13 protein-coding genes, 1 tRNA gene and 1 pseudogene are annotated in these 15,288 nt (G+C 57.0%); 7 read left to right on the forward strand and 8 right to left on the reverse strand.

Translation table 11 applies throughout. From position 1 onward, the window contains the following. The 3 genes from BW979_RS18620 to BW979_RS18630 all read right to left on the reverse strand — a co-directional run bounded on the left by BW979_RS18620 (position 1) and on the right by BW979_RS18630 (position 6,176). Positions 1 to 807, reverse strand: coding sequence for an FAD binding domain-containing protein (locus BW979_RS18620; protein WP_076385044.1), 807 nt, complete (start codon positions 805 to 807; stop codon positions 1 to 3). Next, positions 804 to 3,803 carry a xanthine dehydrogenase family protein molybdopterin-binding subunit gene (locus BW979_RS18625; protein WP_076385046.1) on the reverse strand — a complete coding sequence of 1,000 codons (3,000 nt, stop codon included), beginning with the start codon at positions 3,801 to 3,803 and terminating at the stop codon, positions 804 to 806. The genes BW979_RS18620 and BW979_RS18625 overlap by 4 nt, the downstream gene beginning before the upstream one ends. A gap of 162 nt (positions 3,804 to 3,965) precedes the next feature. Beyond that, entirely contained in the window at positions 3,966 to 6,176 is a 2,211-nt protein-coding gene (locus BW979_RS18630; protein ID WP_076385048.1) for a putative bifunctional diguanylate cyclase/phosphodiesterase, read from the reverse strand. A 518-nt stretch (positions 6,177 to 6,694) separates the two neighbouring features. Between BW979_RS18630 and BW979_RS18635 the strand changes: the two genes are divergently transcribed. Then, complete coding sequence (locus BW979_RS18635; protein ID WP_076385050.1) at positions 6,695 to 8,491, forward strand: DAHL domain-containing protein; 1,797 nt, start codon at positions 6,695 to 6,697, stop codon at positions 8,489 to 8,491. Positions 8,492 to 8,878: 387 nt separating this feature from the next. Here BW979_RS18635 and BW979_RS18645 read toward each other — a convergent pair whose 3' ends face one another. Beyond that, a complete protein-coding gene (locus BW979_RS18645) occupies positions 8,879 to 9,778 on the reverse strand; it encodes a polysaccharide deacetylase family protein (RefSeq protein WP_076385052.1) in 900 nt (299 codons plus the stop codon). Positions 9,779 to 9,978: 200 nt separating this feature from the next. Here BW979_RS18645 and BW979_RS18650 point away from each other — a divergent pair, with 200 nt between their 5' ends. The 3 genes from BW979_RS18650 (at position 9,979) to BW979_RS18660 (ending at position 11,160) form a co-directional block, all read left to right on the forward strand. Continuing rightward, positions 9,979 to 10,233 (forward strand): DUF6555 family protein, encoded by a 255-nt coding sequence (locus BW979_RS18650; protein ID WP_047226592.1) that lies wholly within the window; start codon positions 9,979 to 9,981, stop codon positions 10,231 to 10,233. Positions 10,234 to 10,382: 149 nt separating this feature from the next. Further along, positions 10,383 to 10,613, forward strand: coding sequence for a hypothetical protein (locus BW979_RS18655; protein ID WP_076385054.1), 231 nt, complete (start codon positions 10,383 to 10,385; stop codon positions 10,611 to 10,613). Between the two features lie 121 nt (positions 10,614 to 10,734). Further along, a complete protein-coding gene (locus BW979_RS18660) occupies positions 10,735 to 11,160 on the forward strand; it encodes a hypothetical protein (RefSeq protein ID WP_076385056.1) in 426 nt (141 codons plus the stop codon). 7 nt (positions 11,161 to 11,167) lie between these two features. On the opposite strand, the gene BW979_RS18665 is transcribed toward BW979_RS18660, so the two are convergent. Both BW979_RS18665 and BW979_RS18670 read right to left on the reverse strand, forming a co-directional pair. Further along, positions 11,168 to 11,395, reverse strand: coding sequence for a PLD nuclease N-terminal domain-containing protein (locus BW979_RS18665; protein WP_047226595.1), 228 nt, complete (start codon positions 11,393 to 11,395; stop codon positions 11,168 to 11,170). A 92-nt stretch (positions 11,396 to 11,487) separates the two neighbouring features. Beyond that, positions 11,488 to 11,673 carry a hypothetical protein gene (locus tag BW979_RS18670; RefSeq protein ID WP_047226596.1) on the reverse strand — a complete coding sequence of 62 codons (186 nt, stop codon included), beginning with the start codon at positions 11,671 to 11,673 and terminating at the stop codon, positions 11,488 to 11,490. A 270-nt stretch (positions 11,674 to 11,943) separates the two neighbouring features. Here BW979_RS18670 and BW979_RS18675 point away from each other — a divergent pair, with 270 nt between their 5' ends. Then, positions 11,944 to 12,306: an NUDIX hydrolase gene (locus tag BW979_RS18675; RefSeq protein ID WP_047226597.1), complete on the forward strand. Its 363-nt coding sequence runs from the start codon at positions 11,944 to 11,946 to the stop codon at positions 12,304 to 12,306. An 84-nt stretch (positions 12,307 to 12,390) separates the two neighbouring features. On the opposite strand, the gene BW979_RS18680 is transcribed toward BW979_RS18675, so the two are convergent. Both BW979_RS18680 and BW979_RS18685 read right to left on the reverse strand, forming a co-directional pair. Further along, a tRNA-Leu gene (locus tag BW979_RS18680) sits at positions 12,391 to 12,477 on the reverse strand. A 473-nt stretch (positions 12,478 to 12,950) separates the two neighbouring features. After that, positions 12,951 to 13,058 (reverse strand): annotated as a pseudogene (locus BW979_RS18685) (cell wall hydrolase); the annotation flags it as partial. A 100-nt stretch (positions 13,059 to 13,158) separates the two neighbouring features. On the opposite strand from BW979_RS18685, the gene BW979_RS18690 reads away from it, so the two are divergent. After that, complete coding sequence (locus tag BW979_RS18690; protein WP_076385058.1) at positions 13,159 to 14,274, forward strand: acyltransferase family protein; 1,116 nt, start codon at positions 13,159 to 13,161, stop codon at positions 14,272 to 14,274. Continuing rightward, positions 14,271 to 15,095, forward strand: coding sequence for an alpha/beta hydrolase family protein (locus BW979_RS18695; protein WP_076385060.1), 825 nt, complete (start codon positions 14,271 to 14,273; stop codon positions 15,093 to 15,095). Before BW979_RS18690 ends, BW979_RS18695 begins: the two co-directional genes overlap by 4 nt. Positions 15,096 to 15,288 lie beyond the last annotated feature (193 nt).

Raw genomic sequence — 15,288 nt, forward strand, 5'->3', positions numbered from 1 at the left:
TCAGACTCCTTCAATCAGCTGATGACCCAGCTCGCGAATCAGTTGGCGGCGATAGGCAGCGCTGGCCTGCACGTCGTCCTGTGCATCAAGCGACCAGGCGGTTTGATTGAGCGCGTCCGGCAATGCCGCACCACGGGGCAGACTGCGACGTTGCGGACGGTCGGCGACCCCGCCGATGCCAAGCTCGACCTGGTCCGCGCCAATGGCCGCGGCCAGGGAGACAATTGCAAAGTCGCCGTGGCGCATGGCGATTTCGCGGAAGCGATAAGTGATGCCTTCGCTCTTGAGCGGAAAACGCACCTCGACAACCAGCTCATCTGCACGCTTGTCGGTGGTGAGAATGCCTTGGAAGAAGTCGGCAGCCTTGACGATGCGCTTGCCTTTTTTCGACTCCAGAACGATCTCACCGCCCAGCGTCACCAGGCACAGCGGCAACTCGGCGCTGGGGTCGGCGTGAGCCACCGAACCGCAGACCGTGCCGCGATTACGCGTCTGGAAGTGGCCGATCCAGGGCATCGCCAGTGCCAGTAAAGGCACCTCGTCCATCAGGGTCGAACGCGCCAGCAGTTGCGCCTGTCGTACCCCGGCGCCTACGGCCAGGCAATCCTTGCGCAGTTCGATATAGGCCAGTTCAGCCACATGATTGATGTCGATCAGCAACTTGGGTTGAGCCAGGCGCATGTTCAGCACCGCCATCAGCGATTGGCCACCGGCGATGATGCGAGCCTCCTGGCCGTACTCGGCGAGCAGTTCAACCACCTGACGACGAGTGTCAGCCCGAACGTAATCGAAAGCAGCCGGTTTCATTGCGCACCTCCCTTGCCAAACAGCGCGCCAAGCGAGGCCCGCATCCGCGCCCACCAGCCGGTGGAGATGGCTCGGCCGCTGACCCGTTGTGACAGGCGAGTAAATATTTGTCCGATGATCACTTTCGAGGCCCCTTGCAACATTCGGCCGCCGACTGCGGCGACTTTGCCGCTGACCGCCACCTGGTATTGGTATTCCAGACGCGTGTGGCCATTTTCCAGTTCGACGAAACGCACCTTGGCCTGCCCCTGGGCCGAACCCATCGAGCTGCTGCCGGAACCGGACAGACGCAATGAATGCGGAGGATCCAGATCACTCAGGGCAACCTTGGCCTCGAAGCGCGCGCGGATCATGCCGACGCCGACGGTGACGTCTGCGCGATAACGGTTTTCACCTTCAAGCACGAGGTCGTGACAACCGGGAATGATCGCCGCCAGCGTTTGCGGGTCGAGCAAGGTATCGAAGACCTGTTGCGGCGAAGCAGGAATCACCACCGCGTCGTTGGCCCGCAGTGCCGGTCCAGCGACAGATGCCGCGTCCAGGTTTTCATCGGGCTCCATGCCCGCGGGCCGTGGCGGCTCGTCAATTCCGATGAGCGTGCGTACTTTTGATGGCGTCAGTGGCAGACGAATGTCCGAGCGACCAAGGGCGTCGGCCACCGCGTTGGCGATGCATACCGGCGTGCTCATATTGTTACCCTCGCCCACCCCCTTGGCGCCCAGTGGGGTGAATGGCGATGGCGTTTCCATGTGCAGGATCACCGGTTCGATCGCTTCCGGTGCGGTCGGCACCAGATAATCGGCGAATGTGCCAGAGAGGAAGCTGCCGTCCTCGCCATAGGCGAACTCTTCCATCAGTGCCGCGCCGAGGCCCTGGGTAAAGCCACCACGAATCTGGCCATCGACCAGCGCCGGGTTGAGCAGGCGGCCGGCGTCATGACAGGTGACGTAGCGATCGATGTGGATCTCACCAGTCATGCGGTCGATTTCCAAACCACAGATGTCGAAGACAAAGCCGTAGCACAGCGAGCTATTGACCTGGTCCTGATCGTCGGGTGCCACCAATTGCGGCGGGCTCCAGAAGGCGGTTTCGCGCAGACCGCCGCTTTCACCTTCCGGCAGCAGGCCCGGCGACCAGTGGGTCGCACCGGCAATCCGATGGAATGGCGCCACCGCCCCGCCATTGACCACGAAAATCTTGCCGCCCGCGAAACGAATATCTTCAGGACGGGCCTGCAAATGCTCGGCGGCAATCGCAGCGAGGCGATCGCGGACTTTCAGCGCCGCCTTGTAGACTGCACCTGCCACAGCACCGGCAAAGCGGCTGGAATAGTTGCCCGAGGCAATCGACCAAGCGTCCTTCTGGGTATCCAGTTCGACGTTGACCACGATGGATTCCAGCGCAACCCCAAGCACTTCGGCGACGACCTGCGCCACGGTGGTTTGATGGCCCTGCCCTTGCGGTGCCGAAGACACGTGCACGCTGACATCGCCCAGTGGGCCGACATTAATAGTCGCAGTAGCAACCGCGCCGTTTTTAGGTCCCGCTTTGCGCCGCTCTTCGGGCGTCATCGCGGTGGTGATGTAACCCATGTTGGAAATCGACGGCTCGATGACTGCGGTATAGCCGATGCCGTAGATTCGGCCTTCGGCACGGGCTTGATCACGACGGTTGAGCAACTCGTCGAGCCCCCCATCTGCCACCGCCAAGGCAATGCCTGCCTGGTAATTGCCGGAATCAAGCAATGCACCGGCGGCTGCGCTATAAGGGAAGGCATCGGCCGGCACCAGGTTACGGCGGATCACGTCCAACGGATCAAGCTTCAACTGCACGGCGATGTGTTGCAGCAGCCGCTCAAGGGCGAAATACACCTGCGGGCCACCAAAACCACGGTTCAGGCCGGAAGGGGTTTTGTTGGTCAGCACCACTCGGTTGCGCACTTGCAAATTGCGGATCGCGTAGGCTCCCGTCAGGTTGCCGTGCATGCGGTAAAAAGTCGCCGGTTCAGGTGCTCTCAGGTAGGCACCACAATCGTCGATCTGGTCATAGCGCAAAGCGGTTATACGACCATCTGCTTCTACCGCCGCTTCAATTTCGGTCACCCGATTAGTCGCCGAAGAAGCCCCCTGAAGATGTTCCAGACGGTCCTCGACCCATTTCACCGGTGCACCGACCTTGCGTGACGCCAGGCCCATCATCACCACGTAAGGGAAAACCCCTTGCTTGATGCCAAAGCTGCCGCCGGAATCTTTGGGCGTGCGCAAACGCAGCCGGTTGCCGGGCACATTCAGAGCACGGGCCATGACCGTGTGCAACGCATAGGGGCCCTGGAAATTGGCGAGCACGTCATAAATGCCGGTGGCGCGCTCGTACTGAGCCAGCACCACATAGCATTCGATGGGGGTGCAGGAACTGCGCGGAAACTTCACTTTGAGCGAGACCTTGTGCGGTGCCTGCTCGAAGGCCTGCTCCGGCTCGCCATAACGAAAGCGCCGTTCGTTGACCACGTTGCTGCCGACTGCTTCGTGCAGGATCGGCGCCTGTTCGGCAGTGGCCAGTTCGGGATCGATGATCGGGGGCAGCGGTTCGTATTCAATGCGCACACCTTCGATCGCGTCCTCGGCCAGATAGCGGCTCTCAGCGATAACCACGGCCACCGGCTCTCCGACATAACGCACCTTGTCCACGGCGACGCACCAGTGCTCCATCGGCTGCCGCACACCCACCGGGAACGGCAGCGCCCAGCGTTTGACATCTTCGCCGACCAGCACGCCGTGCACGCCTTTCATCAGCAGCGCACTGGAAAAATCCACCGAGGTGATTCGCGCATGAGCGTGGGGGGAACGGATGATCGCCGCATGTAACGTACCCGGAGGGATCGCAGCGTCATCGGCATAGCAGCCGAGGCCGCGCAACAATGCGGCATCCTCGACACGAGTCTGACGGGCGCCGATGTGGCCAGTCGGGCTTTCGGTAGCAGGCTGGAAACTAGTCATTTTTTCGCGGCTCTTGTTGTTGTGCAGCGCGATAGCGTTAGAGCCGAGTGTGTGAGAAAGGCGCAGGGAGCGCCTTGCCTGGGGAGAGGGAGTTCTGCGCTGGTGTCTGAAAATTTGCCTTGGCGTCTGATTTTCAGGTGTGGGACCAGACAGAATTGGCGGTCAGGGATGGGACGCGAGCTGGCTCAGGAAAGCTTCGATTTCTGTAGAGGGCATCGGTTTGGCAAAGTAATACCCCTGAAAAATATCGCAGCGGCTGCCCTTCAGAAAAGCCACCTGAGACGCAGTTTCCACGCCTTCTGCAACCACCGTCAGGCTGAGGTGATGGGCCATGGAAATAATGCCTTGGGTGATCGCTGCATCGTGATGGTCGGTGGCGATTTCCTGGATGAACGAGCGGTCAATCTTGATTTTGTCGATGGGCAAACGCTTGAGGTAGCTGAGGCTGGAAAAACCGGTGCCGAAATCATCGAGCGCAATTCGCACCCCCAAGGCCTTGACCTGGTGCAACGTATCGATCGCCTGTTCAACGTTATGCAGCAAGAGCGACTCGGTAATCTCCAGCTCCAACTGCCCCGCGCTAAGTCCGTGCTTGCTCAGCACTGTCTGGATACACTCGACGAACTGGCCACGCTGGAAATGCATCGGCGAAATATTTACGGCCATCGAGATTCCTGTGACGCCCTGCTCGCCTAGCTGGCGCAGCTGCGCGCAGGCTGTATCGAGAACCCAAAGGCTCAGTGGGATGATCTGACCACTATCCTCCGCCACCGGCACAAACACCGCTGGTGAGATGAATCCTTTTTCCAGATGCTCCCAGCGCAGCAACGCTTCGATCCCGACCACCCGCCCCGTGCGCGCGTCTATCTGCGGTTGATAGTGCAGCCTGAACGACTGAGTTTCGATAGCCTTTTGCAGGTCATTGCGCAGGCTCGCGTGCTCGCAAACGCGCTGATTAAGATCGCTGGTGTACCATTGGAAGTTGTTGCGGCCTTGCTGCTTGGCTTTGTACATGGCCATGTCAGCCTGCTGGATCAGCTGCATCGGCTGCTCGATGTGACCATCGCTCAGGGTGATACCGACACTTGCACTCACGTGCAGGTCCATGCCCTGGATGCAGTAGGGTTTGGCAATGCTGGCCATCAAGCGCTCGGCCACCGGTACAACGTCCTCATCACGAAGCAGGTCCGGCAGCAGCACGATAAATTCATCACCGCCCATGCGCACGATGGTATCACCAGGACGAACCTGCTGGGTCATACGCTGCGCCACCTCAATCAGCACCTGATCGCCGAAGTAGTGCCCGATCGAATCGTTGATGGATTTGAATCCGTCCAGATCAATGCACATCACCGCCAGACGACGCTTACGCCGACGACTGATGTGACAGTCCAGAATGAGCTGGTCTTCAAGCGAAACACGGTTAAGCAAACCAGTCAGCCGATCATGGCTGGCGTTAAAGCTCAATTGGCGCTCGAAATGCTTCTGCTCGCTGATGTCCCGGGCAATGCCAAATACCCCAACGATCTCTCCATTGACCATGATCGGCAGGTTAGAGATGTCCATGGTCAACAGCTTCTCTCCCTCGTCGCGAACCCGTGCCTCGAAGCGTTGAGGCGTTCCGGCGCGGGCTGCGGAAAAATGCTGACTGACCCGCTGCAGGTCTTCTTCGAGCACCAGATGGGAAAAGTGATGGCCAATAAAATCGGTTGCGGTGTGCGGCTTTAGCTTAAGGCCTGCTGGATTCACACTCTGGATGTTGCCGGCCAGATCGAGGGCGAACACCGGGTTGGGGTTGTAAGTGAACAATGAACGAAAACGTTGTTCGCTTTCCTCCAGACGTTGGCCGTCACGCTCATGGCGGATCGCAATGACTGCCAGTTGGGCCGCGCGGCCCAGTCGTTGAATCTGCGCCTCATTCGGAAAGTGGGTCCGGTTCTGGTACAGGGCAAATGTACCCAACACGCTTCCTTGATGGGAGAGCAAAGGCACCGACCAGCAGGAACGCAGGTTATGCCCCAGCGCCAGGCTGCGAAAACGCTCCCAGTTTGGGTCCCGGGCGATGTCTTCGGTGACCACCAGCTCGCGCCGGAACGCTGCGGCGCCGCAGGTTCCTTCCTGTGGACCAATGGCCATTCCATGAATCGCCTCGCTGTACTCGGCCGGCAGGCTGGGCGCCGCGCCGTTCAGCAGGTGTTTACCCTCGGCATCAGTGAGCAGGATAGAGCAGAAGGTTTCGGGGGCCTGTGCGTCGTGCATCTGGCAGATGGCGCAGAGTATTTCGCCCAGATGATGATCGGTCGCGATCATACCGAGAATGTCACGTTGCGACTCGGGGAAGGTCTTGCTGTGAAAGCTGGGACGAGTATTCATGGTGATTCCTGAAGACTCTCGAGGTCGTCCGGTCTTCAGAGAGCCAGAAATAGTGGCGGCCGATCACTGTCCACTAGTGCGTCGGACGGGCACTCTATAGAGCACCGACTCACTAAAAAAAGCCTCAGATCCAACATAAAAAACAGTATCAGATTGCAGCCGTTTGGCTGATTTCGCTTTCTCGACTCACCGCAATTTCTCGGCCATACAGGGTTCTCCCGCGAGAAAACTACGCGCCTGAGTGGGAGCCAAAAGTCGGCCGCCACTGTGGCGGCTGACTTAATCTGCGCCCGCCGCCAGCCTCCCCCATCGCCCCGCCTCCTTAGCGCTACACTCACGTCATTGACGTACCACGCCACCGTTAGCAGGGAGCTCAACGTGCACCCAGGCAAAAGCAGACCCACGCCACCTATACAACACCAAACACACACTCCACCCATCGTCCCAAGCGCCGCAATCCGGCCTTGTCTTGGCAACTCACCGATCTGCCCGATCAAGAGCCTTGACGGGAGGACCGCGTGACCACTCTCATTAAAAAATATAAATGGCCCGCCTTATTGGCTGTCGCGCTTGCTGTGTTTTCGGCCTTGATATTCTTTTTAGTCAAGTCCTACACCTACGACGCCTCCACCTATTTCGAGTCCCGGGATTTCATCCGCCAACTCAAACAATCCGACGCCAACTGGAACGTCAAAATCCTGCGAAAAAAGATCGGCATCAATAACAACCTGTCGCTGACCCCGCCACCTGAAGCGGTCAGTCGATGGGAGCAGTTGGAGCAGCTCAACAATTCCGGCCCTTTGGCGACCCTTTGGGCGTCCAGGCGCCAAGGCTATGTGGAGGCGGTGAAGAACAAAAGCCTGCTGGTGGAGCAGTTCCAGCAACACAACACCCGCTTACGCACCGCTTTGGATGCGCTGCCACTTGCCGAGGACGACATCCAGACACGGCTCAGGGAGATGGACGCCGACACTCCGATAAACCGCCTAGAGATTGCCTCAAGTGTCCTTGACCTGACTTTGACAACGCTTGAGTACGCCCTTTATGTCACCTCGGACAAGGCCGAAGAAGTAAAGAGCCAGCTCAATGTGCTGGAGCAATACATCGCCCAACTACCCCCGTCCTACCAGCCGTCCTTTAGCACGCTGACACAACATGTCGAATCCATTATCCAGGAACAACCGATCGTCAATGACCTCATTGACCGCATCAGTGTGATCCCGGTCGCTCAAGAGCTGGACAGTATTAACGAGCTGTTGAACGAAACCCAACGCAGGACCGCCGAGACCGAACGCCAATATCACATCTATCTGGCTGTATGCGCCGGCCTCATGGCCATTTTGATGATCTACCTTGCCGCGCGGTTGGTTCGCAGTTCCGCGCTCATCACTCAGATTAACCAGGAACTGCAATCCTCCAATGAACGGCTGGAAGAACGGGTGGAAGATCGCACTCGCGAGTTGATGCAGGCCGAACGTGAGCTGGTGGAGGCGGCGCGAATGGCGGGAATGGCCGAGATCGCGACCAACGTGTTGCATAACGTGGGGAACGTTCTCAACAGCGTGAATATTTCGGCGGACCTGGTGACCCGCAAGTTGAAAAACAGCAAGACGCTCGGCCTGGGAAAAGCGGTAAAAATGATGAATGAGCATGCCGAGGATCTGGGCCGTTTCATTACCCTGGATGAAAAAGGCAAATTGTTGCCTCGTTATTTAAATGAGCTGGTCGAATCCATCAATGCCGAACAGGGACTGCTCATTGACGAGCTGGCACAACTGACCAAGAGCATTGACCACATCAAGGAAATCGTCGCCACCCAACAAACCTACGCTGGCGCCGCGAGATTGATCGAGCCGCTCAATGTCAAGGATCTGTTCGAAGATGCGTTACGCATGAACGCAGGCGCGCTGAGCCGGCACCATGTCACGGTCATCAAGGATTTTCAGGACATCCCCACCATCCTGGGAGACAAGCACAGGTTGCTGTTGATCCTGATCAACCTGATCAGCAACGCCAAGTTCGCAATGTCGAATGTTTCCGGGCATCCGCGGGAAATCACGCTGGGGATCCAGATCGTCGCTGAGAGTACGTTACGCCTAAGCGTCAAGGATCGAGGCGAGGGTATTGCGCCGCAGAACCAGGCTCGAATCTTTAACCACGGGTTCACGACCCGCAAGGACGGCCATGGATTTGGCTTGCACAGCTGTGCTCTGGCCGCGGTTGAAATGAATGGTCGTCTCTACGCCCAGAGCGATGGGCCTGGTCAAGGGGCCTTGTTCACTCTGGAGATCCCGTTGGAACTGGCCAATACCTGAACCACTGGGGCGAGTTGGCTGCGTGCATAGCATCTTTCGGGTTGCGTGCGTGCAGCCAACTCGCCCCAGCGAACACGACCGTCTGGCGGGGCTATTTAGTGTTAGCCGATCGCTCGCTTCGGTTTCTGCGTACCGGCAACGCCGCCGCGTAAGCCAGCGCTTCCTCACGGGAAGCAAAGGAGCCAAGCCGGTCCACTTGGGTGCAGACCCGCCATGGGCCGCTGTTCACACTGAGTACGTCATAACCGTTGATGTGCACTTTCGTTAGCATCGCAGCACTCATAGTTACCTCCTGCCAGATAAACCTAAGGTACGCCCCTTACCTTACACTCAGTTGGCATCAGGGCATCAACCGGGCGTCGCAATTTCCCGGGGGCGACATGCCCATCAGGGTGAGCCCGATCCCCACAGTCTGTTCCACAACCCAGGCAATTGCACCGGCTCGGTGCCGTCTTTGACGGTGCGAGCCAGCGCTGCTCGCTCAAGCGCCTGACGGTCGTCATAAAATGGCTTGGTGTCGGTCTTCACCCCAGTCGCCTGGGCAGCGTCGATCAGAATCTGCAGGTACTCCCGGGCGTGTCGTGCGGTGTAGCGATTGAGATCATGAAAGGTCACTACCACCGGAATGACGCCATCAACGGCAGGTATCTGCCCGCCGGCGATACGTTCACGCACTTCGCTGAGCTGACGTATGAGGTTGATTCGCCGTCTCGGACTCGCCGTGATGCCCCAGACTTTGCCGTCGTTGGCACTCAGATCAGTGAGCAACATGTGCAGGCCATGGCGCCGGTAGGCCTCGAAGGTGCGGGTGTCGAAGCTCCAGAACGGCGGCCTCACCAGCCTGGGAGCCGCCCCCGTGATGGCGGCAATGTCGGCGCTCCCCTTGAGCAGCGACTGTTCCAGTTCATCTGGGCTGAGGAACCGGTGGTTGCTGTGCCCGGAGGTCGCGGTATGAAAGCCCAGCACATGCCCTTCCTGCTGTTCACGACGCATCACCGAACGCCCGATATCACTGCCACCGGCCCGCGACGCTCGAGTCTGCACAAAAAATACCGCCTTGATCCCCGGCTGCACCGGGTTTTGCGCCAGGGCATCGAGCACGCCCATGCTCGGGTTCCAGAAAGATGATGCGCTGGGCCCGTCATCGAACGTCAGCAGAAAGCGGATCGGCGGTTGCGTGCGAAGGCGTTGTTCGGTCTGCGCAGTCAGTTCGATGGGAGCGCCAATGCACCCCAGCAAAGCGCTGGCAAGGGCTACGAGAGACAACACCCTGGCGAAGATTTTCATTGTGTGCCTTTTATGGTGATCGCACTGACTCGCCTTCGATCCATGGCCCTTGGTGCCCAAGCCCAGCTTGGAGAAGGTTAACCGGGTTTGGTTCCCGGCCGCGAGCCTCGCCGCGCCCCCGATTTTGACCGTCTGGAGATCCGATGGAATTTTCCGCCCGCCTCTGCATCCATCCGTATAGAACTAATTAGGGAGGATTTATGGGCGGGCCATCGCTTTACATCATCGACTACATGCTCCATGGCGAGCCCAAGTCATTCATCATTCGTGCAGAAGTGATGAACAATTCCGAAGCCTGGCATTGGGCCAGTTGCGACGCGGGTGTCGGGCGCATCCCCAAATTCGGGAGGGAAAAGGTCAAGCGGGTGTCAAAACCACTGGCAGAAAAATACGGTATTACCGACGTGCGCTGGCGAGCCAGTGTCGCGCCGGCCTGGGTAAAAGAGTCAGGCTGAGTCCGCAACCCCTCTTTGGCGCACCGGCCGTCCGGCCGTGCGCCGTTTTCTTCGCCAGACCCGAAATAACTCAACTACGCTTAATTATCGGTACAACCCGCTGCTGGCGGGTTTTGTGCTGCCCTATACACACTCAATGGAGGTGCGACATGTCTGAAAAAGAGTCCATCACCACCGTGCTCACCTTGCTGGAATCGCGTCAGGCGCGATTGGCGGCAGCCTGCAAAGAAATCGCTGACTGGGTCGACCATCAGGGCGGGCACCCTACCGCCGTGCGCATCCGGGATCGTCTCAGTGACATCGAAAAAGACGCCCCCTCTATCCAGAGCGCTCTGACGTCCCTCAAGCCCGCCGAGCGACCACTGCCCAAGTTCCGCTAACGCATTGCGCTGCACAGATTCTTCCCCACGCTCTACCGGTTGGAAAACCGATGGAACGCGGGCGTTCTTTGCGCCTCGATATGGATATGTATCGGAGCAAAGCCGCTAGAGGGAGAACACCATGTACGCCAGAATCCTGCTGTTGATCGCCTGTGCCTGCCCTGCCGTCGCCATGGCGCAAGGCTGCGATGTAATCACTCGGTCCCAGACCCAAGCGATACCGAAGATCGAAACCCATAGTTGTTACGAATACAAAGGCGTGCCAGCCGAGGCGATTGGCTGGTCGTGCAGCAACGAAAGCAAAGGTGCACTGAGCACTGAAAAGAACCAGGTCGAACGTTGCGCCCAAGGCTATGTAGCGACGTGCCAGGCCCGGCTGACTCAGGAATCCCTGGCCAATCCGCACTCAACCAGCAAGGACCGTGGCGGCGAGTCAGCCAACATCCCTGACGATGCGCAAGTCACCCGGTACTACTACAACACCGAGCAACTGGCGCAAGCACAGAAAGATTGCGAAACCACCGGTGGGCGCTGGAAAAACCAATGAAGGGTCCCTAACCTTTGCTGTGCTCTGGCGACGACGGGCCTTCCTTCACACCGCGAGGGCCGGCAACGCCCCAGATGACCAGGCCCACCACAGGCAAGATGATCAACACCAGCGCCCATCCCGCCTTGGTCCCGACAGTCTTGTCACTGCGAAAGACACTGATGATCGCCCACAGATCCACAAGCAGCAAAAGCACCACAACGCCGATCCAGAAATAGCTGGCTAGTTCAGACATGGTCCAATCCTCTTAAGGTCTATGGTTTAGGCACACCCCCTGACGGTCCGTTCAAAGAATCTGCCATCGCGTCCCCCCGCCCGAACTTGCGTCTATCCACGCTCATTCAGATAGGCGACCCACCGTTCATAAGCGTCATGCTGGCGTTGGACGGCCTGCTCCCAAATCACCCCGCTCGTTTGATGTGCGTCGACGAGCGCCATCATTTCTGAGGTGGCCGCGTCCAGCTCCACGAGAAGCTCGTGGGATTTGATTTTGAAGTCTTCAACCGTGGTCATGTCTTCTCACTTCCCCTCTACCCGAGGTTGGCTATCCACCCAACATGGATACGTTTTTTCCAAGCTGATTCAGTCGAGGCGATGATCGGTCCAATGCCCAGTCCAGACACATAGCGAGTGCAGGGATGAAATGAAGTTCAGTCTTTCGCCGATTGCCGCGGTCGTACAGAGAGGCCCCGGTAAAAACTGTAGTGGACAGTCCGTATGACATCGGGCTCAAATATTGCAGTTATATTTCAATTTAATGACAGTCACGGATTGAGCAAGGCCATGAAAATTCGAGCGACCGTCATCTGCGAGGAAGATCGCCACATCTTGCTCGTGCGCAAGGCCAACAGCCGCTGGACATTGCCTGGTGGAACCGTTGAGCGCGGCGAAACCCATGCTGGGGCGGCACTACGCGAGTTGGCAGAAGAGACCGGGCTGGACGCGCACAACCTGCTTTATCTGATGCGCATCAGCGACGGTGAAACCGAACACCACGTGTTCGAAGCCGCGGTCACCGATTCAAAGACCGCCCGGCCACAGAATGAAATCAGCGACTGCCTCTGGCATCCGCTGGACGCTATCGCGCAACTGCAAATGAAAAAGGGCACCCGGGAGATTCTCGAGGCATTTCGGCGCAGGTTGTGAGCGCAGCTTGGATAAGGTGGTTTGACGGAGCAGAAACAAACAAGGGTTTGCATTAGCTTTCGCTCGCAAACCCTTGATTTTAGATGGTGCCCGAAGCCGGAATCGAACCGGCACGCCCTTACGAGCGGGGGATTTTAAGTCCCATGCGTCTACCAGTTTCGCCATTCGGGCGGTAGCGCGGTCAACCTTATGGACATCAGCGTGGAGCAGATATGCCAGTCGAGGCTGGTGCAGCAAGAGGGGGGAATATATACATCCCTTCCCGGCGAAGCAAGGTTGCTTCTGTCCTTTTCAAGACAAAACCTGTCGTTGCTCCGAAAATAAAAAAGCTCCGTAAATCATGGATCTACGGAGCTGTTTTAAAGTGGAGGCCGAAGTCGGAATCGAATCGGCGTAGGTGGATTTGCAATCCATCCACAATGCTCTGTATTTCAATAGCTTAGCATCGGAACCGTTCCGCAAGCCACAGATTTTTGACAGGCTACAACCCGTACGGAACGTGGCTCGCGTTTTCGGTTGCGGAACGCTTTCAAGCACTCAACACCCTATCAGCGGTTCATCTCCTCTTGCATACGCTTGGCACGCCGCCAGCTTGATCAGCCCCGGTCGCCGTCGACGGCGATTCCAATAATTCGTTGAGCATGGTTGCGGATAGTCCAGGCCACGGCGATCTGGCCAGCGAAACTCTCGCCACGAGCCTCTCCGTACAGCGTGCGCGCGAGGATGTCGCGATCCCTTACGGTTGCGGTCATAAACTTTTCTCCAGACGTAAAAAGCCCGCAGCTAGGCGGGCATAGTGTCACCCCGTATGATGCGCGGGGCTCGCCACAATCAATGAAATGGAAACTGACTTTGTCTCGTATCACTCCTGACCAATCGCAGCAGCTGGACTCGATCCGCGCTCTGTCTGCACTGGTGGTGCTGCTCGGCCACACAAACCAAACGATTCTGTTACCGACCCTAAAGGCAGGCTCGGTTTTCGTTGGATTCTTTACTCAACTGTCTGTGATGGTGTTCTTCGTACTCAGTGGTTTTCTCATAGGAAAGTCGGTCTGCAACAACATCGCAAAAAATCATGGCTTCAGTATCGGACAGTACGCAAGAGACAGGGCGCTTAGGCTTTATCCACCTCTGGTTGTAGCAATCCTCCTGATCGCTCTGCTGGCTGCCCTCGCCCCGTCAGTTTTCCCATCTGGAAGTCAGCAACTGTTGTCGATACCTGGCGCGAAATTCGTGAGAACAGAGTTCACAGCGATCGCGAAACAGTTGTTCGGTGCATTGGTGTTCCTGAACGAGTTCAAAACTACAACACCAACCGCAAACGGCCCTCTATGGAGTCTGTCGATCGAAGCTTGGTATTACGTCGTCGCTGCCGCTTTATTTTTGTGGCCTTCACGGAAGGCAGCGGCTATCGCTCTTTTGGTAGTCACCGTCATTGTCACCCACAAGAACCAGCTATTTTATATGCTGGCTCCGATATGGTTCTCTGGGTTCGCCTTGGCGCTCATGCACCAGCGAACGCCACAAATGAATAACAAGTTATTCGGTTGGTTGTTTGTATTACTTACTGCCGCCGTCGCGCTGGCCGTCGCGCTAGTGCTGTTCGCAGGGCCGCTTGGCAATGGCATATGGCTGGATCGAATGAATCATTTCCGGTTGATTTCTGGCTTGTGGTTCGCTTCCTTCATGGCACTTATTATGGGTGGCGGCGCCAGATTCCCCGCACTATTCCACAAGCAAGCCGGATATTCCTACACTCTTTACGTGATTCACTTCCCCATAATGCTGTTCATTCTCGGCGCTACTCAGCAATATATTTATGGATCAGTGACAAGGTCAATAATAGTCGGCGCACTAACCATTGCACTTTCAATTGCGGCCGCAAAACTAATTGCCCACTATGCCGAGAACAAGCAGCTTATCCGTTCACTTGCCCTGAACACCAAAAGACTGGTTACCTCAAAATGATCGACTTAAAAAGCATCACTTTCACCTTAACGATGATGCTTCCTGCTATTGCATCGGCAAATGATTACACCATTGAGACAACAAAATCAGGCGTTGAGTACGGATATCACCAGGGCACACCGAACGGACCTCTTCTAATTGTTGTTACAACCGACATAAAAGAATCGATGACCAACACTTACAGCCCTATTGGAGAAATATTATCTTCCAGGGGCTACAGCGTAGCGGCTATTGATGTCCCATGCCACGGCAAGGATATAAATAAAAAAGAAGGAAGCGGCCTAGAGTGCTGGCGAGCGAGAGCCGACAAAAACAGCGACAACATTTTCGACGGCTATATCGATAATTTAAAGTCTGTGCTTAGCGATGTAGCGGACAAACATAAAGCTCGTCTGGAAGGAATCACCGTCCTCGGCGTATCTCGTGGCGGTTACATCGCGATGAAGGCATCCGCCGAAATACCGAGCATCACTTCAGTCATCGCCATGGCCCCGGTCACCGATGTATTCCGCTTGCGGGAGTTCGAGAACTCGAAAGCCAATAAAACGGTGTACACGCTGGCGTCTTATTATCAGGCTCTTTCAAAGAAACACGTATTTATCCAGATCAACAATAATGACGACAGGGTCGGAACTACGGGAACCTTATCGTTGATTGCGGGAGTAACGAAGGCAGGAAACCCAGACGCTGTGGATCTGACGGCAATACTGACGCCAAAGAAAGGGCACTCGACTAGCGAGCATGAAATGGCCGCTGCATGGGCCCTGGCTCAGCAGCAGAAGCTTGCTAAGACAGACGATCAAATGTCTGCCCCTAAGTAGCTACAACGCGTTCCGGCGGCAGCCAGCCCTTCTGTGTGAAGTCTCATCGGTAAGTCATGCTTTCCCGAGCCGACTCGACTTCCACCCCCTTCGTAAGGATGCAGCGATTCAGGTAGAAACGCTCCCCATGGCCCCTGAATAGGAGCCATGGTCATTCTCAAGGAATTTCAGTTGATCGTTCAGCAGTGAGATC

Origin of the sequence: Pseudomonas sp. A214 (assembly GCF_900156295.1) — a bacterium.
Lineage (GTDB): Bacteria > Pseudomonadota > Gammaproteobacteria > Pseudomonadales > Pseudomonadaceae > Aquipseudomonas > Aquipseudomonas rhizophila.